The organism is Halobellus sp. EA9 (assembly GCF_051195055.1).
Classification (GTDB): Archaea; Halobacteriota; Halobacteria; order Halobacteriales; family Haloferacaceae; genus Haloquadratum; species Haloquadratum rubicundus.
In genome coordinates this window covers 308,800-331,428 of record NZ_JBNTJW010000002.1, presented here as the reverse complement: position 1 = coordinate 331,428, position 22,629 = coordinate 308,800, and the positions used below count along the sequence as shown (strand labels likewise).

At 67.9% G+C, this 22,629-nt stretch carries 25 protein-coding genes; 10 read left to right on the top strand and 15 right to left on the bottom strand.

The annotated features are described in order from the left end of the window. Positions 1-11 precede the first annotated feature (11 nt). Positions 12-2,570, bottom strand: coding sequence for a BGTF surface domain-containing protein (locus tag ACQUQ0_RS04535; RefSeq protein ID WP_435183424.1), 2,559 nt, complete (start codon positions 2,568-2,570; stop codon positions 12-14). A 302-nt stretch (positions 2,571-2,872) separates the two neighbouring features. On the opposite strand from ACQUQ0_RS04535, the gene mch reads away from it, so the two are divergent. Both mch and ACQUQ0_RS04525 read left to right on the top strand, forming a co-directional pair. Continuing rightward, positions 2,873-3,814, top strand: a complete 942-nt coding sequence (mch, locus tag ACQUQ0_RS04530; RefSeq protein WP_435183423.1) for a methenyltetrahydromethanopterin cyclohydrolase — start codon at positions 2,873-2,875, stop codon at positions 3,812-3,814. A gap of 2 nt (positions 3,815-3,816) precedes the next feature. After that, positions 3,817-4,314 carry a hypothetical protein gene (locus ACQUQ0_RS04525; RefSeq protein WP_435183421.1) on the top strand — a complete coding sequence of 166 codons (498 nt, stop codon included), beginning with the start codon at positions 3,817-3,819 and terminating at the stop codon, positions 4,312-4,314. A 14-nt stretch (positions 4,315-4,328) separates the two neighbouring features. Here ACQUQ0_RS04525 and ACQUQ0_RS04520 read toward each other — a convergent pair whose 3' ends face one another. Then, complete coding sequence (locus ACQUQ0_RS04520; protein WP_435183420.1) at positions 4,329-5,636, bottom strand: M48 family metallopeptidase; 1,308 nt, start codon at positions 5,634-5,636, stop codon at positions 4,329-4,331. 90 nt (positions 5,637-5,726) lie between these two features. Here ACQUQ0_RS04520 and ACQUQ0_RS04515 point away from each other — a divergent pair, with 90 nt between their 5' ends. Next, entirely contained in the window at positions 5,727-6,419 is a 693-nt protein-coding gene (locus ACQUQ0_RS04515) for an HAD family hydrolase (RefSeq protein ID WP_435183419.1), read from the top strand. An 85-nt stretch (positions 6,420-6,504) separates the two neighbouring features. Here ACQUQ0_RS04515 and ACQUQ0_RS04510 read toward each other — a convergent pair whose 3' ends face one another. Both ACQUQ0_RS04510 and ACQUQ0_RS04505 read right to left on the bottom strand, forming a co-directional pair. Next, the gene (locus ACQUQ0_RS04510) at positions 6,505-8,157 is read right to left on the bottom strand and encodes a GTPBP1 family GTP-binding protein (protein WP_435183418.1); all 1,653 of its coding nucleotides are present in this window, start codon (positions 8,155-8,157) and stop codon (positions 6,505-6,507) included. Between the two features lie 103 nt (positions 8,158-8,260). Next, positions 8,261-8,803, bottom strand: a complete 543-nt coding sequence (locus ACQUQ0_RS04505; protein WP_435183417.1) for a J domain-containing protein — start codon at positions 8,801-8,803, stop codon at positions 8,261-8,263. Positions 8,804-8,892: 89 nt separating this feature from the next. Here ACQUQ0_RS04505 and ACQUQ0_RS04500 point away from each other — a divergent pair, with 89 nt between their 5' ends. Then, positions 8,893-9,366 carry an acyl-CoA thioesterase gene (locus tag ACQUQ0_RS04500; RefSeq protein ID WP_372391121.1) on the top strand — a complete coding sequence of 158 codons (474 nt, stop codon included), beginning with the start codon at positions 8,893-8,895 and terminating at the stop codon, positions 9,364-9,366. A gap of 219 nt (positions 9,367-9,585) precedes the next feature. After that, positions 9,586-9,747 (top strand): hypothetical protein, encoded by a 162-nt coding sequence (locus ACQUQ0_RS04495; RefSeq protein WP_435183416.1) that lies wholly within the window; start codon positions 9,586-9,588, stop codon positions 9,745-9,747. 5 nt (positions 9,748-9,752) lie between these two features. Here ACQUQ0_RS04495 and gcvPB read toward each other — a convergent pair whose 3' ends face one another. The 8 genes from gcvPB to ACQUQ0_RS04455 form a co-directional block, all read right to left on the bottom strand. Continuing rightward, the gene (gcvPB, locus tag ACQUQ0_RS04490; RefSeq protein WP_435183415.1) at positions 9,753-11,177 is read right to left on the bottom strand and encodes an aminomethyl-transferring glycine dehydrogenase subunit GcvPB; all 1,425 of its coding nucleotides are present in this window, start codon (positions 11,175-11,177) and stop codon (positions 9,753-9,755) included. Between the two features lie 13 nt (positions 11,178-11,190). Beyond that, the gene (gene gcvPA, locus ACQUQ0_RS04485) at positions 11,191-12,534 is read right to left on the bottom strand and encodes an aminomethyl-transferring glycine dehydrogenase subunit GcvPA (protein WP_435183414.1); all 1,344 of its coding nucleotides are present in this window, start codon (positions 12,532-12,534) and stop codon (positions 11,191-11,193) included. 71 nt (positions 12,535-12,605) lie between these two features. Further along, positions 12,606-12,986: a glycine cleavage system protein GcvH gene (gene gcvH, locus ACQUQ0_RS04480; RefSeq protein WP_435183413.1), complete on the bottom strand. Its 381-nt coding sequence runs from the start codon at positions 12,984-12,986 to the stop codon at positions 12,606-12,608. Between the two features lies 1 nt (position 12,987). After that, positions 12,988-14,085 carry a glycine cleavage system aminomethyltransferase GcvT gene (gene gcvT, locus ACQUQ0_RS04475; protein WP_435183412.1) on the bottom strand — a complete coding sequence of 366 codons (1,098 nt, stop codon included), beginning with the start codon at positions 14,083-14,085 and terminating at the stop codon, positions 12,988-12,990. A gap of 176 nt (positions 14,086-14,261) precedes the next feature. Next, entirely contained in the window at positions 14,262-14,753 is a 492-nt protein-coding gene (locus tag ACQUQ0_RS04470) for a metal-sulfur cluster assembly factor (RefSeq protein WP_435183411.1), read from the bottom strand. Positions 14,754-14,922: 169 nt separating this feature from the next. Continuing rightward, positions 14,923-15,564 (bottom strand): amidohydrolase family protein, encoded by a 642-nt coding sequence (locus ACQUQ0_RS04465; RefSeq protein WP_435183489.1) that lies wholly within the window; start codon positions 15,562-15,564, stop codon positions 14,923-14,925. Further along, the gene (locus tag ACQUQ0_RS04460; protein WP_435183410.1) at positions 15,525-15,827 is read right to left on the bottom strand and encodes a hypothetical protein; all 303 of its coding nucleotides are present in this window, start codon (positions 15,825-15,827) and stop codon (positions 15,525-15,527) included. The genes ACQUQ0_RS04465 and ACQUQ0_RS04460 overlap by 40 nt, the downstream gene beginning before the upstream one ends. Before the next feature lie 272 nt (positions 15,828-16,099). Then, a complete protein-coding gene (locus ACQUQ0_RS04455) occupies positions 16,100-16,384 on the bottom strand; it encodes a hypothetical protein (RefSeq protein ID WP_435183409.1) in 285 nt (94 codons plus the stop codon). A gap of 157 nt (positions 16,385-16,541) precedes the next feature. On the opposite strand from ACQUQ0_RS04455, the gene ACQUQ0_RS04450 reads away from it, so the two are divergent. After that, entirely contained in the window at positions 16,542-17,030 is a 489-nt protein-coding gene (locus ACQUQ0_RS04450; protein ID WP_435183408.1) for an NYN domain-containing protein, read from the top strand. Between the two features lie 31 nt (positions 17,031-17,061). On the opposite strand, the gene ACQUQ0_RS04445 is transcribed toward ACQUQ0_RS04450, so the two are convergent. Continuing rightward, entirely contained in the window at positions 17,062-17,532 is a 471-nt protein-coding gene (locus ACQUQ0_RS04445; protein WP_372391149.1) for an ester cyclase, read from the bottom strand. A 110-nt stretch (positions 17,533-17,642) separates the two neighbouring features. Between ACQUQ0_RS04445 and ACQUQ0_RS04440 the strand changes: the two genes are divergently transcribed. The 3 genes from ACQUQ0_RS04440 (at position 17,643) to hmgB (ending at position 20,720) form a co-directional block, all read left to right on the top strand. Next, a complete protein-coding gene (locus ACQUQ0_RS04440) occupies positions 17,643-18,491 on the top strand; it encodes a TatD family hydrolase (RefSeq protein WP_435183406.1) in 849 nt (282 codons plus the stop codon). Positions 18,492-18,562: 71 nt separating this feature from the next. Beyond that, positions 18,563-19,159: a DUF2150 family protein gene (locus ACQUQ0_RS04435; protein ID WP_372391153.1), complete on the top strand. Its 597-nt coding sequence runs from the start codon at positions 18,563-18,565 to the stop codon at positions 19,157-19,159. 223 nt (positions 19,160-19,382) lie between these two features. Continuing rightward, positions 19,383-20,720: a hydroxymethylglutaryl-CoA synthase gene (gene hmgB / locus ACQUQ0_RS04430; RefSeq protein WP_435183405.1), complete on the top strand. Its 1,338-nt coding sequence runs from the start codon at positions 19,383-19,385 to the stop codon at positions 20,718-20,720. A 10-nt stretch (positions 20,721-20,730) separates the two neighbouring features. On the opposite strand, the gene ACQUQ0_RS04425 is transcribed toward hmgB, so the two are convergent. Together ACQUQ0_RS04425 and ACQUQ0_RS04420 are read right to left on the bottom strand one after the other, a co-directional pair. After that, the gene (locus tag ACQUQ0_RS04425) at positions 20,731-20,952 is read right to left on the bottom strand and encodes a hypothetical protein (RefSeq protein ID WP_435183404.1); all 222 of its coding nucleotides are present in this window, start codon (positions 20,950-20,952) and stop codon (positions 20,731-20,733) included. Positions 20,953-21,005: 53 nt separating this feature from the next. Then, positions 21,006-21,713 (bottom strand): helix-turn-helix domain-containing protein, encoded by a 708-nt coding sequence (locus tag ACQUQ0_RS04420; protein ID WP_372391160.1) that lies wholly within the window; start codon positions 21,711-21,713, stop codon positions 21,006-21,008. A 195-nt stretch (positions 21,714-21,908) separates the two neighbouring features. On the opposite strand from ACQUQ0_RS04420, the gene ACQUQ0_RS04415 reads away from it, so the two are divergent. Then, entirely contained in the window at positions 21,909-22,580 is a 672-nt protein-coding gene (locus tag ACQUQ0_RS04415; protein ID WP_435183403.1) for a metal-dependent hydrolase, read from the top strand. Positions 22,581-22,629 lie beyond the last annotated feature (49 nt).

Here is a 22,629-nt window from a genome sequence, read left to right as displayed (position 1 = left end):
TGAGAACTCAGTTAGTTCTCACGGCGGACGGCGAGCAGCGCCGCGGCGATGAGCGCGGTCAGCGCGACGACCACACCGAAGCCAGGCGTGCTGGTCGGCGTGGAGGTCGGCGTCGCCGTGTCGGGTTCGGGCGTCGCCGTCGCCGTGTCGGGTTCGGGCGTCGCCGTCGCCGTGTCGGGTTCGGGCGTCGCCGTCGCCGTGTCGGGTTCGGGCGTCGCCGTCGCCGTGTCGGGTTCGGGCGTCGCCGTCGCCGTGTCGGGTTCGGGCGTCGCCGTCGCCGTGTCGGGTTCGGGCGTCGCCGTCGCCGTGTCCGTCATCACAGCCTCAACGACGGTTCCGGATTCGGTCACGTCGCTGTCGAGGAGGTTGTCCTTGACCGTGATGTCGTAGGTGTCGCCGACGTTCTGGTTGCTGAAGTCGAACGTCGTGCTCCAGGTCCGATCGGACTGGACCACGACCGTCGCGGTCTTCAGGAAGCTCGGGCTCGTCTCCTGCGTGCTGCGGACCCGCAGGTTCAGTTCCGTGCCCGGCGCGAACGTCGTCGTCCCGCTGATCGTCTGGTTCGCCGCCTGCGAGACGTTGTACGGCTGGTTGATCGTCACTTCCTCTTCGACGACGTCGTAGGTCTGGAGCGTCTCTTCGTTCTCGTCGTCGTCCAGACTCGACGGCGTGTAGTCGAAGGTACCAGCGTCGTTCGACTTGACCGTGAAGTTCGCCTCCAGCGTCTCGTCCTCGGGGATGCCGTTCGAGCTACCGTTCCGAGTGACGCTTTCGGTGTTGACGATCACGTAGTACGTGTCGTTGTTACCGTCGGCGACGACCGTCGTGTTGTCGCTTCCGAGACTGAGGTTCCAGGCCTGCTGGTTCGCACCCGGCTCAGCCTGCTCGACGTCGAAGTCGATCGGGCTGTTCGCCCTATGGATCTCACCGAGGAACTCGCTCGTGATCTGTTCGTTGTGCTGGGCGTTGAGGAGGCCCTCGAGGCCAGAGGAGTGGATCGCGTGGACGACCTTGTCGCCCTGGGCGATCGTACCCGTTTGGGTGAGGTCGCCGTCGGCGAGCGCTTCGTTGATGCCTTCGAGGTCAGACACGCTGACCGCGTTCGGCATCGTCCACGTGTTGATGCGCGTGGTGTTACGCTCCCGGAGGACGACCGTCGCGATACCCGTCGTATCGCCCGGCTGGTTCGTTTCCGGCCGGACCGTCAGGTCGTACTCGCCCGCGTCGATCAGGTTCGACACGTTCGTCGAGATGTTCTGGGAGTCGATCGTGTCGTCGCTGTCGGACGGCAGACTGTAAACACTCGTGCCCGTCGTTTCAGGCTGGACGAGTGCGGTCGTGTTGAGGTAGGCGGTGACCTGACCGTCACCGTCGTCGTCGACGAACGTGGCGTTCGAGACGACACCCTGGTCCTGCGTCCCGAAGGAGACCACCGCGGTGTCCGTGCCGTCCACGTTTACAGTGAATTCGAAGACGTCACCGCGGTGCTCGGTGATCGTGTTCGACGCGAAACTGGCGTCGTCGTCGCCCGCCTCGCTGACGGTGATCGTCGAGGTCTCGGCGGTGATCGCGGTACTGTTATCAGTCACCTGCACCGTGTAGTTACCGGGATCGAGGGCGCTGCCACTGTCGGCGTTCTGGGCGTCGAAGCTGAAGTCGTACTCGCCCTGACCGTTCAGCGTGGCAGTATCGGTGGCTACTGTGTCACCGGAACTGTCCAGAAGCTCGATCTCGACGGGACGGTTGCCGTCCGCAGCCGAGACCGTGCCCTCGATAGTGTCTTCAGTCGTGACGCTCAGATCGTCGGCCGAGATACCGAGGTTGAGGTCACGAACCTCGATGTATGTCCGGTTCGAGGCCGTGTCGTTGCCTTGGATGTAGAGTTTGTACGTTCCGACCTCACGGTTGTTCGTGTTGAACGTGTAGACGGAACTGTTGACTCCCGTACTGCCAGAACTGAAGTACGAGTTATCTTCGCCTTCAATCGTAACATCAGTCTGATTGCCTTGCCAACCGGTCGTCGAGTTCGATACATTGAACGCGATCGTGGAACCCTTCCACGCAGTAACGTTGCTTTCGAGACCAGTTGTCGGGAACGTTCCTTCCAGGTCAACTTCGACTGTGTCCGACGCGAAGGCAATGGATTTCTCACCGGGATTATCGATGGAACTACCGCTACCATCGGTAACTTGATCACTGATTTCAACGGTGAGTTCGGTTGAGGCGATCACGTCATCAGCGCCTTCTTTATAGTTAGTGTCGCCATCCCCGCTCACCACTAGATAGACCGCCCCACTGCGGTACTCTACTTGGTAGTTCGACACTTCGTCCCCATCGTCATAGAGGGTGAAGTTAGAAGTGGTGAGTGAGTTATCACTGACATCTCCGGCGAACGGTACTTCGACGACTGCATAGTCCGAGCTGTTCAGGTAATGAACAGCGTTGCCCTGATAGACGGGCTGAGCCGCAGCAGCACTCCCCGTGAACGCCACGGTGCCAGCGAAGACGCTGAACACCATAAGCGCCGCGAGGAACACCGCGCGACTCTTGTTCGTATTGTTTCCTGTCATAGTTTGTTGGGTTCGCATCGGTCGTCGACAACAGCTTTGCGCGCACCATCACGCGAGTGCGTGGGTCCGGTCGCCCGGCGTCGGCCCGCAGTACTCGCTGCTGTCTCCATAGGTAGGGGTACAGGACAATCAAGCACCACGTCCGGTAAATACTTTGTGTGTTGTCTGACGCCGAACCGACGCGAGAGGGCGCCAGACGCCGGAATTATGTGAGAACAATTCACACACCGAAATGTAAAACACGGCTTCGGATTTCGGCCCGACTACCAATCCCTTTACCCCCACGACGCCCATTCCCGCGTATGGACTCGATCAATCGGATGGCCATCGAGCTCGTCGACGAGGCCATCGACTTCGCGGACGAACTCCGCGTCGAGCCGTACGAACTGGACTCGGGGGCGACCGTCCTCGACTTCGGCGTCGACAGCGAGGGCGGTATCGAGGCCGGGATGCTCCTCGCAGAAGTCCAGACCGCGGGGCTCTCGACCGTCCAGACGCGAATGGACGACGTCGCCGGCGCGCCGGTCCCGCACGTCGAACTCCAGACCGACCACCCCGCGCTCTCGCTGTTGGGCTCCCAGAAAGCGGGCTGGGAACTCGGCTTCGAGGATCCGCCGTTCGACGGCCTCGGCTCCGGGCCCGCCCGCGCGCTCGTCGCCGAGGAAGAGGAGTTCCACGCGCTCGAGTACTTCGACGAGTTCGACCTCACCGTCCTCTCGGTCGAGAGCATCGACCTCCCCGACGACCGCGTCGCCGAGCACGTCGCCGAGAAGGCGGGCGTCGAACCGAGCGGCGTCTTCCTCCCGACCTACGCCACCGGCTCGACGGTGGGCAGCGTCACCGGCGCCGCTCGCGCCGCCGAACTGGCGCTATTCCGGCTCTTCGAGCTCGGCTACGACCTCCGCGAGGTCCACTCGGCGTTCGGCTCGGCGCCGGTCGCGCCCGTCTCATACGACGAGAGCGTCGCGATGGCCCGCACCAACGACGCCCTGGCGTACGGCGCCGAGGTCCACCTCACCGTCGCCCGCGACTTCGACGGGTTCGATCAGGTCCCCTCTAACGCGCGAGAGGAGTACGGCGTCCCCTTCGCGGAAATCTTCGAGCAGGCGGACTGGGACTTCTACGAGGTCCCCGAGACGGTGTTCGCGCCCGCGAAGGTCACGGTCGACGTCGTCGACGGGCCGACGTACGTCCGCGGCGAGACCGACGAGGAACTGCTCGCCGAGTCCTTCGACTTCCGGTAACAGTGCGCTTCAAACTTCTCCCTGAGGCGCCGGACTCGCTGGATTTTATTGACGATGCCCAGCGCGCCGTCCCGCTCGTGCCGGGCACCGAAGACGACTGCTGTGCCCGCCTGATGCGCCGGCTCGACTTCCCCTCCCGCGACGTCGCCCGAACGTGGCTCACCTTCCTGCGCGCGCTCGAACTCGCGCGCGAGACCGAATCGGGGACCTTCGTACGGGAGTCTACCGAGTCGACGCCAGCGCACCTCCGTGAATCGTTCCGCGAGCGCGTGTACGGCGCACGTGAAGTGCTGAGGTCGCTCGATCCCGACGAGCCGAAGTCCGTCGACGAGGTCTTCGCCGCGTTCGAGGACCGCGTCCCCGTCTGGGAGACCCACCGCGCGGCCGAGGACTGGCGGGACGTCTGGCGCGAGCGCGTCGAGCGCATCCTGGCGTGGGCGGTCCTGCTCGACCTCGCGGCCGAACGCGACGGCGGATACGTGCGCGTCGCGGAGGAATAGCAGTCTTCGCGGCGTTACGTCGCCGGCGGCACGTCCGGGCCACCCTCGGCGCCGTCGGGGGCGCCGCCCTCGTCCTTTCCGTACTGCTCCCGCAGCCGCCGGATGCGCTCGGGGATCGACGGGTGGGTCAGGTGGAACGCGGCGTACGCCGGGTGCGGAAACGGATTGCTCAGATTCTCGCCCGCGAGCGTGCGGAGCGCGCGGGTCATCGCCGCGGCGCCGCCCATCGTCTCCGCGGCGAAGTCGTCGGCCTCGCGCTCGTGGGCCAGCGACAGCTGATTCGTCAGCGGCCCCGAGAGCGTCAGCACCGGCCCCGCATAGAGCAGTCCGATCCCGAGCGCGGCGTAGGTCTCGCTCGGGAGCCCGAACGCCGCGTAGACCCACTGGGAGGTCGTCACCCACCACAGGAACGCGAAGACGACGGCCATCTGGACCGCCGACGCCGCGAGCTGCTTCCAGATGTGGGCCTTCTTCCAGTGGGCGAGCTCGTGCGCGAGCACGGCCTGGATCGCCTCGCGGTCCATCTGCTCGACGAGCGTGTCGAAGAGCACGACGCGCTTGGCGCGGCCGAAGCCGACGAAGTAGGCGTTCGAGTGCGACGAGCGCCGGCTGGCGTCCATCTCGTAGACCTGCTCGCACTCGAAGCCCGCGCGCTCGAAGACGTCCGCGACCGCCTCCCGGAGGTCGCTCCCCTCGATCGGCTCGAAGTCGTTGAACAGCGGCGCGATCACGCGCGGGTAGACGACCATCATCAGCAGGGAGAAGGCCACGACGAGCGCCCAGCCCGCGAGGGGCCACAGCGTCGGCAGGGCCGCGACGGCGAGCAGGATCGCACCGGCGACGATCCCCCCGAACACGAGCGCGACAGCCGTGCCGACGACGAGGTCCCGGAGCCACAGCGCGGCGGTCTGATTGTTGAAGCCGAACCGCTCTTCGACGACGAACGTCTCGTAGGCGTCGAACGGCGCCGAGAGCACCCGCCCGGCGACGATCGCCCCCGCGAGGAGGACGACGCCCTGGGCGACGCTCGGGAGCCCGGTGGCCGACAGCGCCGCGGCGGCGTCGCCGTAGAGCCCCGAGACGACCGCGGCGAGGAGAAGGACGACGCCGAGCCACGACTGGACCCGCGAGAGTGTCGTCTTCGCGCGCTGGTACGCGAGCAGCTCCTCGGGGTCGTCGACGTCGAGCGCGTCGCGGACCCACTCGTCCGCATCCCGGACTGCTTCGGCGCCGTAGCGCACGTTCAGGTAGTCGAGGACCGTCTCAAGCACCAGTACCCCGCCGAGCAGGCCGACGAGCGCGAGCGCGGGCAACGAGACCATATGGGAGTGGAGGGCGTCGCTGGCCTTCAACGTCGCGGGAGCGGACCGGCGGCCGAAGGCTTTTGCGTCGGTCCCCCGCAGGGCTCACCGATGGCCGACCCCGTCGCAGCCGTCCTGTTCGACCTCGACGACACGCTGGTCCGGTACCGTCGGTCACCCGAGACGCTCCTGCGCGAGTCCTTCGACGCCGTCGGCGTCGATCCCGTCTTTCCGGTCAAGGCCTACTACGACCGCTTCGACGAGTTCGCCGAACGGACCGACTCGATGCGTGAGCTCCGCGAGGAGTGCTTCGCCGCGCTCTGTGCCGAACGGGACCGCGACCCGGATCTCGGCCGCGAGGTCGCGAGCGCCTACGCCGACGCCAGGGACCACCGCGACGTCGCATTCCTCCCGGGTGCGCGTGACGTCCTCGATGCGTTCGCCGCGGAGTACCGCCTCGGTATCGTGACGAACGGCGCTCGCGACGCCCAGGCCCAGAAGATCGACGCCGTCGGGCTGGACTCGGCCGTCGACGTCGTCGTGTTCGCGGGCCACGACGCGCCGCCGAAGCCCGCGCCCGAGCCGTTTCACCGCGCGCTCGACGCGCTCGAAGTCGGTCCCGAGGCCGCCGTCCACGTCGGAAATTCGCTCGATTCGGACGTCGCGGGCGCGGCCGCGGCCGGGATCCGATCGGTGTGGCTCGCGGGCGGCGACGCGGCCGATGGAGCCGCCTCGGCCGAGCGCACGGATCACGTCGTCGAGTCGCTCGCGGAGCTGTCGAGGCGGCCGTGGCTGGAGAAGTAGGCTCATAGTGATTACTCTCACTGTTTCCCGCCGAACGCTACCCCTGGCGACGGCGTTCGGCGGTAAGAGACGAGAGTAATCACTATCAGTCGTCGGCCGCGGCGGCCTCGGAGTCGTCGCCGTCGACCCCGCCGCCGACCTCCCGGACCGTCCCGACGCCCTTCGATTGGCCCTCGCGGAAGACGAACCGCTGGCCCTCCTCGACGAGGTACGGACGGAACTTGAACTCCACCGTCGCCGTCCCGGTGTCGCCGGGGAGCAACTGCCCGCCCTCGGGGCGGAAGACGACCGCCTCGCTCACGGTTTCGAGGTGGACGACCGGCTCGTAGCCCTCGCGGATCCGCGTCGGGTGATTGAGGACCATCACCTCCGCCTCGAAGGAGCGGACGGCCGGCGGGTCGGCGTCCGCGGGGAGCAGCGCCATCCCGCGTTCGATCTCGTCCTCGCTGACCCCCTTGAGCGCGATGCCGACGATCCGGCCCGCCTTCGCGCGGTCGACGCGGTGGTGGTGCATCTCGATCGAGCGCACCTCGACCTCCCGGTAGGAGCCGTCGGGCATCGGGCCCAAGAGAAGTTCGTCGCCGACCTCGACGCTCCCGGAGTCGACCGTCCCGGAGGCGACCGCGCCGACGCCCGTCACCGAGTACGTCCGGTCGACGTACATCCGGAAGTCCTCCCTCGTCTCCCGGGCCGTCTTGGGGAGGCGCTCGAACATCGCATCGAGGTCGTCGAGACCGTCCATCGTGACCGCGCTCGTCCGGAGGATCGGCACCACGGAGTCGCTCAGTTCCTCGACCGCGGCCTCGACGCCGTGGCGCGCGACGCCCAGGGGCGTGCGGCCGACGTCCCGGAGCATCCGCTCGACCTCGCGTTCGACCTCGTCTAATCTGTCTTCGTCGACGGCGTCGGCCTTCGTGATCGCGACGATCGTCGGCAGTTCCATCGCCAGCAGGATCCCGAGGTGCTCGCGCGTCGTCTTCGTCGGGCCGTCGTCGGCGGCGACGACGAGCAGGCCGTAGTCGAGGCGCTGGCCGACCAGGCCGCGGATCGTCGTCCGGAGCCAGGGCTCGTGGCCGACCGTGTCGACGAAGGAGACCAGCCGATCGGATTCCTCCACCACGCGCGCGCGGTCCGATTTCCGGTGAGGGTTGTCCATGTGGACCGCGCCGTCGTCGGCGAAGCCGTAGACGGCATAGGAGAGATCGGCCGAGAGCCCGCGCTCGACCTCGTGGGGCTGGACGTCGAGGAAGCCGCGGGTGCCGCCCTCGCCGTCGTCGGCGGTGCCGGTGACGAGCGAGCCCACGAGCGTCGATTTCCCGTGGTCGACGTGGCCGGCGGTGCCGACGACGATGTGGTCGTCGTCGACGTCGAGCACCGCGCCCTCCTGGACGGTTGCGACGCCGACGAGGCCGCGGTCGCCGTCGTCGCCGACGCCCCAGGTCTCGACGTCCTCGATGTGGGCGCCCGCCTCCTCGGCCAGGATCGAGAGCACGTCCATCGACTCAGAGAAGTCCTCGGGCGGGATGCCGGCGATCCCGCCGTCGTCTGTGACGCCGACGACGTAGGTCGCCGTGCCGTCGCCCGAGAGCACGCGGTGGCGCAGTTGCGCCGCCAGGCTCTCCAGGCGTCCGTCCGCGAGGTGGAGGTCCCGCGAGAGCCGCTCTTTGAATTCGACGTTGCCACCCTCCTCCTCGCCGCGCTCGAGGGCCGATTCGAGAACGGCCCGATCAGCGCTCATACCCGATGGGTAGCAACGGTAGGCTATAACCCTTTTCGTGGTGTGGGTTGGCTTGTCACAATAACGCTCCCGAGCGAACGGGCCGTCTCGCCCACGACCAGTATCAGTCCGTCAGCCGCTCGTACGCGCGGTTGACTCGCTTGAACGTCTCCTCGTCGCCGTCGTCGGTGTCGGGATGGACCGCCTTCACCCGCTCGCGGTAGGCGCGTCGGACCGCCTCCTCGTCGGCGCCGGGATCGAGCCCGAGCGTCCGGTAGGCCTCCTCGACGGTCGGTTCGTTCCGGTCGGTTCGGGGCGCGCGTCGTCCGTCGGGTCCGCCTCGCCGACGCCGACCCGTCTGTTCGCCGCCGAACGCGCGGCCCCCGCCGTCGCCGGCGGCGCGCCGGCCGGGGCCGAACCCCTCGAAGTCGCCCGGACCGCGCGAGGCGGCGCTCGCCCGCCGGCGCTCGCCGCCCTGTCTCGCGGTCTCGCGGATCCGCTCGCCGAGGCGGCCGCTCGCGTGGTACCACAGCAGGTACGTCGCGGCGGCGAAGGCGGCGGCGAAGAGCAGTAGAAAGGGCTGGAAGGCGAACGCGAGGACTGTCAGCAGGACCGTCGTCCCCGCGAACACGGCCGCGATTCCGATGAGGAGTCCGTCGCTGTCCACAGCGGAGGGAAGGCGCGGAGCACCGTAAGCGTCTCGCCGGGAGTGCCGGAGGCGACAGAACGATTACGCGCGTCGGGCAAGACCCGGCAATGTCGACGATTCCGCTCGAAGACACCTACATCGAGAACCGGGTGCTCGTCCAGCCGAACGACACCAACAACAACGACACCGCCCACGGCGGCAACGTCGTCAAGTGGATGGACGAGGTCGGCGCGATGTCGGCGATGCGGTTCGCCGGCCAGACGGTGGTCACCGCCCGGATGGAGGGCGTCGACTTCCACCGGCCGATCCCTCGCGGCAACACCGCGCTCATCGAATCGTACGTCTACGACGCGGGCACGACGAGCGTCAGCGTCCACCTCCGCGTGTTCAGCGAGGACCCGCTGTCGGGCGAGCGCGAACTCACCACGGAGTCGCACTTCATCTACGTCGCGATCGACGAGGCGAACGACCCGACGCCGGTGCCCGACCTGGAAGTCACCTCCGAACGCGGCGAGGAACTCAGAGCCGCCGCCCTCGACGAGGCCGTCGACGGACCGACCGAAGCGGAACAGACTCCCTGAGCGACCGTTCAGACCTGTTTCCTCGACCCAGAAGTCGTCAGCGACGCGTGTCCGCTCACTCTGATTCCCGTTCCGCGGAAGGTCCGGCGCGCGTCGAGTGACCTCGGATGTATCCGGTACGAGACGCTTTCCGGAACTTGATATCGCGTTATTCAATTTATTATATAAGTGCGCCTCGGAATCAGTATCTTCAACATCGACCACTCCTCACGCACCAGTATGAGCCTCGAACGCGAGTACGAGTGCCCCGAGTGCGGCCACGACGGCTTCTGGAAGACCGCGTCGATGGAACTGCACCTCGGCACGAAGACGAAGTGGTGCTGCAACGAGTGCGGCTACGGCTTCATCGAGATCGACGGGATCAGCACCGCAAAAGCGTAATTCGGCTATTCTTCCGGGTCGATCGATCGCCAGGAGAGCCGCGGGTTCCGCGCGGCGTCGGCCTGGTCGATCCGCCGCGCCGTCGTCTTCGACGGGGCGGATTCCAGCTCCGCAACGTCGGCGTCGAACGCGGCATTGAACGCCGCGGCGAGGTCCTCCAGAGAGTCCAGGCTCTCGGCTTCCGTGGGCTCTGTGAGCATCGCCTCGGGGACGAACTCCGGCCACTTCGTCGTGGGCGGGTGAACGCCGTGGTCCAGCATCGCCTTGGCGACGTCCGCGGCGTCGCGGTCGCCCGCGGTGGCCGCGAACTCGTGGTGGAACGGCCCGTAGGGGATCTCGCAGTCGATCCGCTCGGCGAGGTAGTTCGCGTTCAGGACCGCCTTCGCGGAGGCGTCTTCGAGCCCCTCGTCGCCGAGGCGGGCGATGTAGGCGTAGGCCTTCAGGAGCACGAGCCAGTTGCCCTGGTAGCCGTGGACCTTGCCGACCGTCTCCGCGGGCTCGAACAGTTCGTAGTGGCCGTCGTTCTCGCGGACGCGGGGGCTCGGGAGGAACGGTGCGAGCTCCTCTGTGACGCCGACGGGACCCGCGCCGGGGCCGCCGCCGCCGTGCGGCGTCGCGAACGTCTTGTGGACGTTGTAGTGCATCACGTCGAAGCCCATATCGCCCGGTCTGGCCCGTCCGAGCAGCGCGTTGAGGTTCGCGCCGTCGTAGTAGAGCAGTCCGCCCGCACCGTGGACGATCTCGGCGATCTCGGCGATGTCGCGCTCGAACAGCCCGACCGTGTTGGGGTTCGTGAGCATCAGCGCGGCCGTGTCGTCGGAGACGGCGGCTTCGAGGGCCTCCAGGTCGACGCGGCCGTCGTCCCCGGAGGGGAGTTCGACGACGTCGTAGCCAGCCATCGCCGCGCTCGCGAAGTTCGTGCCGTGCGCCGACGAGGGGACGATGACCTCCGAGCGGTCGTGGCCGTTCGCCTCGTGGTAGGCCTTCGCGACGAGGATGCCCGTGAACTCCCCGGCGGCGCCGGCGGGCGGCTGGAGCGTCACGGCGTCCATCCCGCCGATCCTGGCGAGGTAGTCCTGGAGGCCGTAGAGGACCTCCAGCGTCCCCTGGAGGCTCTCCGCCGAGCGGTCGGGGTGGACCGCGCCGTTCGGATCGGCCGCGACGTCCTCGGCGAAGGAGGGGTTGTACTTCATCGTACACGACCCCAGCGGGTACGGCCCGCTCTCGACGCTCCAGTTCATCTGGGAGAGCCGCGTGTAGTGCCGCGCGACCTCGGGCTCGGCGAGGCTCGGCAGGGAGAGGTCGTCCCGCGTCAGGTCGTCGGGGAGCGGCGAGTCCGCCCCTCCGACGTCGACGCTCGTGTCGTCCTTCTCCGAGAGCAGCGGTTCGTACCGGTCGTCGTCGCCGTAGCGTGCCTGATCGTGATTCATCGTGATCCCTCCGTTAGACCGCCTCCGCGAACGCCTCGACGAGGTCGTCCGCCCGTCCGGCGTTCACCTCGGTCACGCACACCTGAAGCCGGTGGTCGCCGACGACGTGGACCGCGAAGCCCCCGGCTTCGAGATCGGAGGCGATGGCCGGCGCGGGCTGGTCGGTGCGGACCAGGAACTCCCGGAAGTGGTGTCTGTCATAGACGGGGGCCCTGACGCCCTTGAGGTCGCCCAGCCGCTCTGCGAGCGACTCGGCCTCGCGGACGCACTCGCTCGCGAGGTCGACGAGGCCGTCGGCGCCCAGGAGCGCCAGGTGCATCGCCGTCCGCAGGGCCACCCACGCTTGGTTCGTGCAGATGTTCGAGGTGGCGCGCTCCTTGCGGATGTGCTGTTCGCGCGTCTGGAGCGTGAGCGTGTACGCCCGTCGCCCGCTTTCGTCCTCGCCGGCGCCGACGAGTCGGCCGGGCACCTGCCGCAGGAAGTCCTCCCGCGTGGCGAACAGGCCCAGGCCCATCCCGTAGGCGGTCGGGAGCCCGAGCGCGTCGGCCTCGCCGACGACGACGTCGGCGCCGACGCTCGCCGGCGGTTCGAGGAGCCCGAGCGCGACGACGTCGGTGCCGAGACAGAACAGCGCCCCGGCGTCGTCGGCGACCTCGCCCACGGCCGACAGCCGTTCCTCGATCGTTCCCCGAACGGTGGGGTTCTCGGCGTAGATCATCGCCGTCCCCTCGCCCGCCAGGTCGGCCAGGGCCTCAACGTCTACGTTGCCGTCGTCCATCGGATACGTCGCGACAGAGAGGTCGGTCCCGTCGACGTAGTTGTCCAGAACCGCGCGCTTGTTCTCGTGGAGGAGCTCCGGGACCAGCACCTCGGTGCCGGAGACGCGCCGGACGCGGTCCGAGAGCCGCGCCGCCTCGCCGAGCGCGGTCGCGGCGTCGTACATCGAGCAGTTGGCGACGGGCAGTCCCGTCAGCTCGACGATCATCGACTGGTACTCGAAGAGCGCCTGCAGGAAGCCCTGGGTGATCTCCGGCTGGTACTGCGTGTAAGACGTCAGGAACTCCGCGCGCTCGGAGAGCTCGTCGACGACCGACGGGACGTAGTGGGTGTGGTGGTCCCGCCCCAGGAACTCCGTCAGGTCGTCGTTCTTCGCGAGCGTCGCCGACAGCTCCGCTCGGAGCTCGCGCTCGCCCCGCGGGTCGATCCCGAGGTCGCCCTCGAACCGGACCTCGGGGGGGACGTCGAACAGTTCCTCTTCGCTCTCGACGCCGACCTCGTCCAGCATCGCCGCCGTCTCCTCGGGGGAGTGGGGCGCGTACGGACTACCGTCGGCGTCCTCGTGTCGTCGCTTGCTCATAGGTTCGTCTGGGGTCTCCGTTCGGATGCGCGTTGCGGTCGCGGTCGCATCGAGTGCGCGTTCCCGAACGCTCACTCGGTCTGTTCGCGGTACTCGTCGGCCGAGAGAAGACCGTCGAACGCGCCGTCGTCGCTCACGTCGACCTCCAGCATCCACCCGTCGCCGTAGGGGTCGTCGTTCACCAGCTCGGGCCGGTCGAACAGCTCCTCGTTCACCGCGGTGACGGTGCCCGAGATCGGCGCGTAGAGGTCCGAAACGGCCTTGATCGATTCGACGACGCCGAACTCCTCGCCCTGTGTGATCTCGTCGCCGACCTCGGGGAGCTCGACGAAGACGACGTCGCCCAGTTCGTCCTGGGCGAAGTCGGTGATGCCGACGGTCGCGGTGTCGCCGTCGGTGGTCGCGTACTCGTGCGATTCCAGGTACTTCCGGTCTTCGGGTACTTCGAACATATTAGTCTTCGATGAATGGTGTGGATACGACTTCCGCGCGCTTTTCCTGGCCGCGGACGGCGACCGAGAGCTCGGTCCCCGGCTCGGCGAGGGCCGCCGGGACGTAGCCGAGCGCGATCGCCTCGCCCAGCGTCGGGCTCATCGTCCCGCTCGTCACGTGGCCGACGGGTTCGCCGTCCGCGAGTATCTCGTAGCCGTGGCGGGCGATCCCCCGCTCGCGGAGGATCAGCCCGGCGAACGCCTCCTCGACGCCGTCGGACGCCACCCGCGCGAGGGCGTCGCGGCCGACGAACTCCGTGTCGAGGTCGACGGTCCAGCCGACGCCCGCCTCGTAGGGGTTCCGGGGCTCGTCGTCGGGGTCGAAGTCCTGTCCCGAGAGGAGGAATCCCATCTCGGTGCGGAGGGTGTCGCGCGCGCCGAGTCCGCACGGCTCGCATCCCTCGGCGTCGACGAACGCCTCCCAGATCGCCCCGACCCCGTCGGTCGGACACAGGATCTCGAACCCGTCCTCGCCGGTGTAGCCCGTCCGCGACACCCACGAGCGGACGCCCGCGACGTCGGCGTAGGCGCCCTCGCCCCACGAGAGCGGCTCGACGTCGGCGGTGGTCTGGGACCCGACCGCGTCGACCGCGTCCGGCCCCTGGACCGCGACCATCGCCCACTCGTCGGTCTCGTTTTCGACGTCGGCAGCGAGGCCCCACTCGTCGCGGTGGTCGACCCAGCGGCGGTACGCTTCCTCGTCGTGGCCGGCGTTCGGCACGAAGAGGTACCGTTCCCCCTCGTCGTCGGGGAGGCGGTAGACGATCGTATCGTCGATGATGGTTCCCGACTCGTCGGTGATCATCGCGTACTGCGAGTCGCCGACCGAGAGCCCGGACACGTCGTTCGAGGTGAGCCGCTGCATCAACGCCGTCGCGTCGGGCCCCGTGACCGTGATCTCGCCCATATGCGACACGTCGAAGATGCCGGCCGACTCCCGGACGGCTGCGTGCTCGGTACGGATCGAGTCGAACTCGACCGGCATCTCCCACCCGCCGAAGTCCGTGAACCGCGCGTCGGCACCGTATGCGCCCGACAGCGGGGGCTTCCGAAGGGCCATACCGGACGGTCGGGTTGCGGCAAGAAATGTTTTGGTATGTCGGCGCCCGGAATCGGAGCGATAAATTACATAGCGCGATATAAAATTCGATTCAGCGGGGCGACCGGTACGGCACGGAAGGTTCTGCGCGGAGCGACCGCTCTCGGGGAGAAAATCCGGAAAAACGAAAGATAGCGCTACGCGTCGGACGGGGTGGTGCTCTCGGTCGGTCGGTCAGTCTGTTCGGCCTGCTCGGCCCGCTCCGCCTCGTACCGCGCGGCCTGCTCGTCAAGGAGGGCCTGCCGCTTTTCGGTTGCGGCCTCGGACATCTGGTCCTCGCTCCACTCGAAGCCCGCGTCGGTGTCGAGGTCGACGCTCGCGACACCGTCGAGGTCGCTCACGCGGCCTTCGACCTCCTCGTAGAAGTACGGGACCATATGGCACATCGGAGAGGTGAGCCGCATCCGCACGCGGACGTCGCCGCCGTCGACCTCGACGGCCTTCACGAGCCCCAGTTCGACGATGTCGAGGTTCGAGCCGGTCGCCGCGCTGCAGGGATCGACGACGTCGCGCAAGCGCTCGCAGATTCGGTCCGCGGACACGCTCCCGTCCGCGTCGATCCGGTCGACGTCGTCCGTGGGAGCGGCAGGTCCGACGTCGTCGCCGGTCGCCTCCGCGTCGGCGCTCATCCCGCCACCTCGAAGTCCGTCGACTCCCACTCGTCTGTGAGTTCTTCGGTACTGTACTCGTCGCCCTCGATGTCCGACTGGATCTCGTCGATGTCGAAGCCGTGGGCCTCCGCCCAGTTCTCGCCGAGGATCTTCTTTTTGTCCTCTTGATAGTGATTACTCTCGTCTCTTACCGCCGAGCGCCGTCACCGGGCGTCGCATTCGGCGGTAAACAGTGAGAGTAATCACTATGAGTGATCTCGAAGGTGCCGGCGAAGCCCTTCATCTCCGGGAAGTCGTACTGCCAGAAGCGCTCCAGCAGGAGACCGGGGTAGAAGTGCGGCGCGCCGGTGCCCCAGAGGATCTTGTTGAGCGCCTGCTTGCCGCCGCCGTACAGGAGGTCTTCGAGCGTCTCCGCGAACGACTCCGGCGAGGTGACGAGCTCGGTCAGCGTGAGTTCGAGGTTGACGTAGACGTTGGGGTGCCGGGCGATCTGCCAGCCGGTCTCCTCGGCGAAGGAGAGGCCGCCGTGGACGATCTCGAAGGTGAGGTCCGGGAACGACGCGGCCGCCTCCTCGACGTCGCCGACCTTGTAGGAGTCCGTCGGGACCGCGCCGAACGGCAGCGCCTTGTGGACGGCGACGACGTCGAGGCCGAGGTCGGCGGCGTGCTCCCACAACGGGAACGCGACCTCGGGGTCGTCCATTTTGAAGCCGTGGTGGGTGCCGTCGGCCTCCCAGTAGGAGGGGTAGACCTTCACGCCGTGGGGGTCGAATTCCTCGAGCTGGCCGATCAGTTCGGCCTGCAGGTCGTCGAGTCCGACGGCGTCGATGCTCGCCAGCGCGGCGGTCCGGTTCGGGTCGCGCTCGACGAACTGCTTGGCCTTCCCTCGGCGGTGAGGCCGTCGTGGAACACCGTGATCGACTGCGGGTGGATGACCGCGAAGTCGGTGTGGCTCTCGCGGAAGACCGCGTTCTCGGTGTTCTCGATCGGCCAGTCGCCGAGGAACGACTTGTCGGTCCGCCGGTACCCGTCGGGCATCTTGCTCTCTAAGGCGCGGCCGATCTCTGCGACCTGCTGGGCGTACCGGGGCACCCGGAAGTTCGATTCGGTCTGGTGTACGCGTGCGTGACGGCGTCCGCGACGAACACGTCGTCCAATCCGTCCATACGACCGTAATGATAGACGGTGATGATAGTCGTTTGGGGTGCGTCGCAGTCGGGCGATTACGCGGGAGCGAGGGAGGGAAAACGCGTCGGGGCCGGCGTCGACGAGGAGAACGTCGGCGGAGACAGGAGGCAGTCGAGATCGAGAGCGTCCGGCCGGGAGCGTCGGCGATCGAGAGCGCCCGAAGGGCGACGGAGCGATCAGCTCCCCGCCGCGGACTCGGCTTCGGTCTCGTCGGCAGAGAGCCGCGGCGTGACCGTATCGGCCCGGCAGACGTTCCCGCGGCGCCCGACCCGCGAGAGGTCGAGCCGCACCGACTGCCCGCTGGTCAGCGACGCGAGCGCCTCCCGAGTCGCGTCGTCGGCGTAGTCGACGAGGTGGTACGTCGCGTTGGTTCCGGTCGAGCGGACCGTGACCGCGTCGTGGCCGTTCATTTCCGACACGATAATGAACGAACTGGCACCCTCGATCAGTTCTGAACTCATTCTGTTCAACGGATTCCCTTTTTTCCGTATAAATATACTCTACTAGATGTAATAAGTGTATGAATAAATATATCAAATGTTCTGTCGCCGGGCCGGCGGCCGTTCGAGCGAGGCCGCGCATCGTCGGCGTTATGTCGGTCCCCGCGGTAGCGGGGCTATGGACCTGCTGGGACGGCTGTTCGGCGCCGAGGACGAGGAGCCGCGGGTCGCGCTCTTCGTCGACGGGCCGAACGTCCTCCGCGACGAGTTCGACGTCGACCTCGACGACGTGCGGGAGGCCGCCGCGGAGGTCGGCCAACTGACCGCAAAGCGGCTCTACCTCGACGAGCACGCGACGCCGGGGCTGATCCAGGCCGCCGAGGCGCGCGGCTTCGAGGTGATCGTCACGAGCGGCGACGTCGACGTCCGGCTGGCGGTCGACGTCACGCGCTTCGTCGTCGAGGACCGCGCCGACGTCGTCGCCGTCGCCTCCCGGGACACCGATTTCAAGCCCGCCCTGGAGGCCGCGAACGCCTACGGCTGTCGGACGCTCGCGATCGCCCCCGGCGAGTTCGGCCGCTCCGACGCCCTCCGCAACGCCGCGACCGAACGGGTGACCCTGGAGTCCGGCGACGACGGACCGACTCTCGTCGGCTACGACGGGTAGCCCGGCCCTCCGGGCGGACGCCGACCGCGGCTCACAGGGTCTCGCGGACCGCCCCGGAGATCAGACTCGGGATCTCGCCGATGACCTCGGGGAAGGTGAGGCCGAGCTGCGCCGTCAGTTCCTGCTGGTCGTAGTACCCGCGGATGGATTCGATCCCCTCCGCGGAGAGCTCTACGACGCTGACGCCTTCGAGGGCGATCGTGTTTCCCGTCGGTGGGAGTCCCTCGCGCATCCCCTCGTGTGTCCCGTGCATCGTCCACTCCTCGATCCGGACGTCGTCGGACTCGACGTCCAAGAGGCGCCGCTGCTCGAACCGGAAGTCGGGGAACCGGTCGGCGGTGAGCCGAACGAACTCGCCGATTTCCTCGCCCGAGATCGGCCCGTCGAAGAGCGGGTCGACGTAGGTCCCGCCGTCGGCGAACTGCGCCATCACGGTTTCGGGGTCGTGATCGTTCCAGCCCTCGATGTACCGATCGTGGAACGCGGTCTTGTCGTCGGGCATCGTGTGCCATATCATAACACTACACTATCATATTTCGGGACGAGGGCCCCTCGACCCGCGGTCGAAACCGAAGCGAGTGGCCTTTCTGCCCGCCGTTTCGAACCTCGTGTATGGAAGACCTCGGAACGCCAGTACTCGACAATCACCTCCACCTCGATCCGGAGCACGGCCGCGGGCTGGACGCCGTCCGCGACTTCCGCCGACTGGGCGGCACCCACCTGCTGGTCGTGAACAAGCCCTCCTGGCACCTCGGCGTCGAGCCCGAGGCGGGAGACGACTTCCGCCCGGTCTTCGAGACGACGACCGAGGTCGTCGCCGCCGCGAGCGACCTCCTCCCCGGCCGGGCCTGGCCCGTGCTGGGCGTCCATCCCGGCCTGATCTCCCGGCTCGTCGACGAGCGCGGCTTCGACCCCGACGAAGCGGCGGACCTGATGTGCGCGGGCCTCGACCGCGCCGCCGAGTACGTCCGCGACGGCGACGCGCTGGCGCTGAAGTCCGGGCGGCCCCACTACGACGTCTCCGAGGCCGTCTGGGCGGCCTCGAACGACGTGATGCGCCACGCCTTCTCGCTGGCGAATGAGCTCGACTGCGCCGTCCAGCTCCACACCGAAGCGACCGAAGACCTGACCGAGGTCGCCGAGTGGGCCGAAGAGCGAGACGTGCCGGCCCACAGGGTCGTAAAGCACTACGCGGGCGGGCGGCTCGCGGGGCCGACCCCGAGCGTGATGAGCGAGAAAGAGAGATTGGAAATCGCCGCCGCGGCGGGCGATCCGTTCCTGATGGAGACGGACTTCGTCGACGACCCCGACCGACCGGGTGCGGTCCTCGGACCGAAGACCGTCCCGCGGCGCGTCCGCTGGCTCCTAGAGGAGGGCTACGACGACGCTGTCGCGAACGCGCACGTCGAGACCCCCGCGCGCGTCTACGGGATCGACACCGAGGCGACGCTGGAAGCGTAGCGGGGGCGTCGACGGCGGACTCGCGACAGTCGACAAGAAAGGCATTTGAATCCCGGCGGAAATGGTGGAGTATGACCGAGGCCGAAGAGACCTACTACACCGAAGAACGCTGGCAGAACTGGCTCTCGCGCGTCGAGGAGGAGGACCTCGATCCCGAGAACGAAGACTCCGCGCGCCTGCTCTTGAACCTCCAGGACGACGCCGCCATCGCGGTGGCGAAGATCGTCTCCGCCTTTGAGGAAGGCCGCCTCGACGAGGAGGAAGCCATCGAGGAGCTCGAACGCGTCCGCACGATCGTCCTCTCCGAGCCCGATCTCGACATCGAGGACGACGCCGCGCGCGAGGACAAGGAGATGCTCGTCGACGGCGTCCAGACGAGCCTGGTCTGTGTCTTTTACGCCGCGGAGGAGTACATCGTCGCCGGCGCCGCCGAGGAGGTGCCGCTCACGGAGTACGTTGAGGCCGCCGCGGCCGCCGAAGCGGAAGACGATATGGACGCCGCCCTGGGCTACCTGGTCCAGGCGGGGACCCGCATCATCGAGGGCGACGAACTGGACATGGCCGTCGCCGAGGACCTGGAGTACGGGCTCGTCTCCGAGTGGGTCAACGGCCTCGACAGCCTCCAGAGCGCGATGAGCGACCCCGAAGTCGTCGAAGAAGAGGACTGACGGGACTGCCGGCGGCCGCGACACGCCGGCGCTTCCGGCTCTTCGGAGCGGGCGCGTCGCTCCGCCGCGGCGCCCGCAGGTAGGTCGATCCGGCCTCTCGACCGCCGACGGCGAACTGTTCTCTCTCGATCCGGGATCCGGTCCGCCGCACGCCGGCCGGAGTTAGACGATCGTCGACAGCGCTATCGACAAATCAATAAGCGGGACGCGAGATAGCGGACGTATGACTGCCGTCGGCATCGACGCCATCGAGATCAGGACCGGGAAGCTCCGCTTGGACCTTCCCAACACGTTCGCGCCCGTGAAGGGCGAAGACCCCGGGAAGTACACGAAGGGGATCGGCATCCAGTACTCCTCGCTGCCGGACGTCTACGAGGATATCGTCACGATGGGCGCCAACGCGGCGAAGCGCCTGATGGACCGCAAAGGCCTCACGCCCGAGGACATCGGGCGGATCGACGTCGCGACCGAGTCCGCCTTCGACAACTCCAAGCCCGTTTCCACATACATCGCGGGCTGTCTCGAATCCGTCTACGACGGCGACTTCCACCACGCGAACAAGGGCGAGCGGAAGTTCGCCTGCCTCGCGGGGACCCAGAGCATCGACGACGCCTACAACTGGATCCGCGCCGGGCGCAACCGAGGTCGGGCGGCGCTCGTGATCGCGACCGACACGGCCCTCTACGAGCGCGGCGACCCCGGCGAGGCCACCCAGGGCGCGGGCGCGGTCGCGATGCTGATCGACGAGGATCCCGACATCGTCGCGCTCTCGACCGAGCAGGGCTACGGCAGCGCCGACGAGACCGACTTCCTCAAGCCGAATCAGCAGTTCCCCAGCGTCGACGGCCAGCGCTCGATCCAGGTGTACCTCGCGCGGATGCGCGAGGCGCTCGAAGACTACGAGTCGGTCGCGGGCGAGACCCACCCCGACGACTTCGTCTACTTCCCGTTCCACACGCCGTACCCGGGGATGGTCCGGAAGGCCGCCCTGCTTGGCTACCGCCACATCACGCGCGACACCGAGATCGAGGACGCGCTCGCCGACGACATCGGGATGCAGCCGCGCGAGGGGGACTACGCCGACCGCGAGGATTACGAGGACGCGATCCGGGCGTACATGGACGAACTGAAGGAGACCCGGCGGTACCAGGAGTGGTACGAGCAGGCCATCGAGCCGACCGTCGACGTCTCGGGGCAGGTCGGCAACTGGTACACCGGCTCGGTCCACGTCGCCCGGCTGTCGGCGCTCCGGGCGGCCGCCGAGCGCGGCGCCGACCTCGCGGGCGAAAAGCTGTTGGTCGGGTCCTACGGGTCGGGCGCGCAGGCGGAGATCCACAGCGAGACCGTCCGGGACGGCTGGCGCGAGGCGATCGACGCGGTCGACGTCGAATCGCAGCTGGACGCCCGCTACGACCTCGACTTCGAGGAGTACGAGCTCGTCCACGACGCCCACAACCACGAGAAGGACGTCGACATCGAGGAGTTCACCCAGCCCGACGGGGAGTTCGTCTTCACCGGCTGGGGCCGGATGAACGAGCGGCGCTACGAGTACGTCGAGTAGCGCCCCCGGGTCAGCAGCAGCCGTCCGCGTCCGGGTCCCACTCGCAGGCGTCGCCGCGCATCAGGTTCTCCTCGTCGACGTACGCCGAGAGGCACGCGTAGTTGCAGAAGTACGTGGGCGAGCCGCAGTCGTCGGTGCAGTCGCGGACGCAGACCGGGTCGTGAGCGAAGATCCGCGAGTCGCAGTAGGCACAGGCTTCGTCCGCCGCGGGCGTCGTGATAGTCGTTTCCATAGGCGACGTTCGTCGCCGGGGCGGGAAAGCGTTTCTCGGGTGTCGGCGCCGCCCTACGGTAACCGCCGGAGGTCCTCCAGCATCTCGTCGAGGTCGCGGTTCGAGATCGCCAGCGAGAAGCCGTCGATCGTCGCCAGCGAGGGCGCGTGCTCCCAGAGGTCGTCCTCGGTGAGGCCGTGGAGCACCACCGCATTCGGCGTCGGATTGACGACGCGCATCGCGACGAGCGGCGACTCCCCACGCGTGACGCCGGTGAAGACGAGCGCGCGCGAGGTCGACTGGCCGTAGAGGCGGTAGAACTCCTCCGAAGAGAGGCGGGTGATCGCCTCGATGCTGTTGATCACCGTGTGGCCGCTGATCCGGTCCTGGTCGCCGCGGACGAGCTCTGTCGCGTCCATCGCGTCGTAGAGCGTCTCCAGGGGGATCGACGTCGGGTACTCGCGGAGGTCCTGGACGATGTCGCTCTCGAACCCCGCCGAGATGACGCGGGCGTACTGGCGGATGCGGCCGCCGCCGCGTGACTCGTCGATGTCCAACAGCGCCTCGACCATCCGCCGGACGACGCCGATGCCGGGGCTCTCGCGCCGCCCGCTCTCGTAGTCGGAGATGACGGACGAGGAGACGTCCAACTGCTCGGCGAGGGCGGTCTGGGAGACGTCGAAGTCGGTCCGCCACTTTCTGAGCGTGGCGCCCGGATCGTCGCTCAGCGTGATCTCGCCCGCGATTCGGCGGGCGAGGTCCTCTCTGGGCACTGTGGTCACGACGCGGTGCCTCCCGCGCCGGAGAGCGCTCGACACATCCTTGCCTCACCTGAGCGAGGCGGCCGCAAAAGCGTATCGAAGGGAGGGTTCGACGAACGCCGAGTTGATAAACGGCGTACGCGAGGGCGCCGTTCGCGACGCCGCCGAACGCGCGTTCGGGGAACGTTCAATACGGCTCGCGCGTCAGATGCGCGCGTGCCCTCGACGCTCGTCCACGTCTCGATCGCGCTGCTTTTGGCGGCGGCGCTGCTCGGCGAGTCCTTCGACGGCCGGAGCGCGCTCGTCGTCACCGCGGCGACGGTCCTCCCCGACCTGGACGTCGCGCTCGAACCGCTGCTCTCGGGCGCGCACCGCTCTGTCGGCCACACGTTCCTGTTTCCGGCGCTCCTGCTCGCCCTTCTCGTCTGGGACGTGCGCTTCAGGCCCCGGTCGGCGATCCGCGAGCGGTACGGCGCGCGCGGCGTCGAGGTGGCGTTCGTCGCAGTCGCGTGCGTCGTCGGCGCCGCGATCGTCCCCGACCTCGTCGTGGGCGGGGTCAACGCCCTCTACCCGATCCACGACCAGTTCTACACCGTCGACGGGCATCTGTTCTACTCGACCGATCGGGGGTGGGTCCAGACGTTCGTCGACCTCTCGCCGCCCGAGCCCGATTCGGGGTCGGGATCGCAGCCGCGGACGACCCGGAACTTCGACTTCCGGACCGTGCTCGACGCGGAGCCGACCCTCGGCGTCGAGAACGGCGGCGACGGGGGCGGCGGAGAACCACAGCGGGTCGAGCGGCTCTTCCCCGTCGCGATGACGGGGTTCCGCGCGTGGCTCATCCCCCTCGCGGCGTTCGTGACGGCCGTGCGGCTCCGGCGGGCCTGAGCGAAGAGAGATGGGAGCGCTCTTGGCGTCGCGCGGTCGAGCGTGACCG

Bases quoted from the DNA above. Each gene is read 5' to 3' on its own strand.
- gcvH (WP_435183413.1), bottom strand. From the start codon at position 12,986: ATGTTCGAAGTACCCGAAGACCGGAAGTACCTGGAATCGCACGAGTAC.
- mch (WP_435183423.1), top strand. From the start codon at position 2,873: ATGGACTCGATCAATCGGATGGCCATCGAGCTCGTCGACGAGGCCATC.
- ACQUQ0_RS04520 (WP_435183420.1), bottom strand. From the start codon at position 5,636: ATGGTCTCGTTGCCCGCGCTCGCGCTCGTCGGCCTGCTCGGCGGGGTA.
- ACQUQ0_RS04435 (WP_372391153.1), top strand. From the start codon at position 18,563: ATGACCGAGGCCGAAGAGACCTACTACACCGAAGAACGCTGGCAGAAC.
- hmgB (WP_435183405.1), top strand. From the start codon at position 19,383: ATGACTGCCGTCGGCATCGACGCCATCGAGATCAGGACCGGGAAGCTC.
- gcvPB (WP_435183415.1), bottom strand. From the start codon at position 11,177: ATGAATCACGATCAGGCACGCTACGGCGACGACGACCGGTACGAACCG.
- ACQUQ0_RS04470 (WP_435183411.1), bottom strand. From the start codon at position 14,753: ATGAGCGCCGACGCGGAGGCGACCGGCGACGACGTCGGACCTGCCGCT.
- ACQUQ0_RS04495 (WP_435183416.1), top strand. From the start codon at position 9,586: ATGAGCCTCGAACGCGAGTACGAGTGCCCCGAGTGCGGCCACGACGGC.
- ACQUQ0_RS04450 (WP_435183408.1), top strand. From the start codon at position 16,542: ATGGACCTGCTGGGACGGCTGTTCGGCGCCGAGGACGAGGAGCCGCGG.
- ACQUQ0_RS04515 (WP_435183419.1), top strand. From the start codon at position 5,727: ATGGCCGACCCCGTCGCAGCCGTCCTGTTCGACCTCGACGACACGCTG.
- ACQUQ0_RS04455 (WP_435183409.1), bottom strand. From the start codon at position 16,384: ATGAGTTCAGAACTGATCGAGGGTGCCAGTTCGTTCATTATCGTGTCG.
- ACQUQ0_RS04440 (WP_435183406.1), top strand. From the start codon at position 17,643: ATGGAAGACCTCGGAACGCCAGTACTCGACAATCACCTCCACCTCGAT.
- ACQUQ0_RS04500 (WP_372391121.1), top strand. From the start codon at position 8,893: ATGTCGACGATTCCGCTCGAAGACACCTACATCGAGAACCGGGTGCTC.
- gcvPA (WP_435183414.1), bottom strand. From the start codon at position 12,534: ATGAGCAAGCGACGACACGAGGACGCCGACGGTAGTCCGTACGCGCCC.
- ACQUQ0_RS04510 (WP_435183418.1), bottom strand. From the start codon at position 8,157: ATGAGCGCTGATCGGGCCGTTCTCGAATCGGCCCTCGAGCGCGGCGAG.
- ACQUQ0_RS04445 (WP_372391149.1), bottom strand. From the start codon at position 17,532: ATGCCCGACGACAAGACCGCGTTCCACGATCGGTACATCGAGGGCTGG.
- ACQUQ0_RS04425 (WP_435183404.1), bottom strand. From the start codon at position 20,952: ATGGAAACGACTATCACGACGCCCGCGGCGGACGAAGCCTGTGCCTAC.
- gcvT (WP_435183412.1), bottom strand. From the start codon at position 14,085: ATGGCCCTTCGGAAGCCCCCGCTGTCGGGCGCATACGGTGCCGACGCG.
- ACQUQ0_RS04535 (WP_435183424.1), bottom strand. From the start codon at position 2,570: ATGACAGGAAACAATACGAACAAGAGTCGCGCGGTGTTCCTCGCGGCG.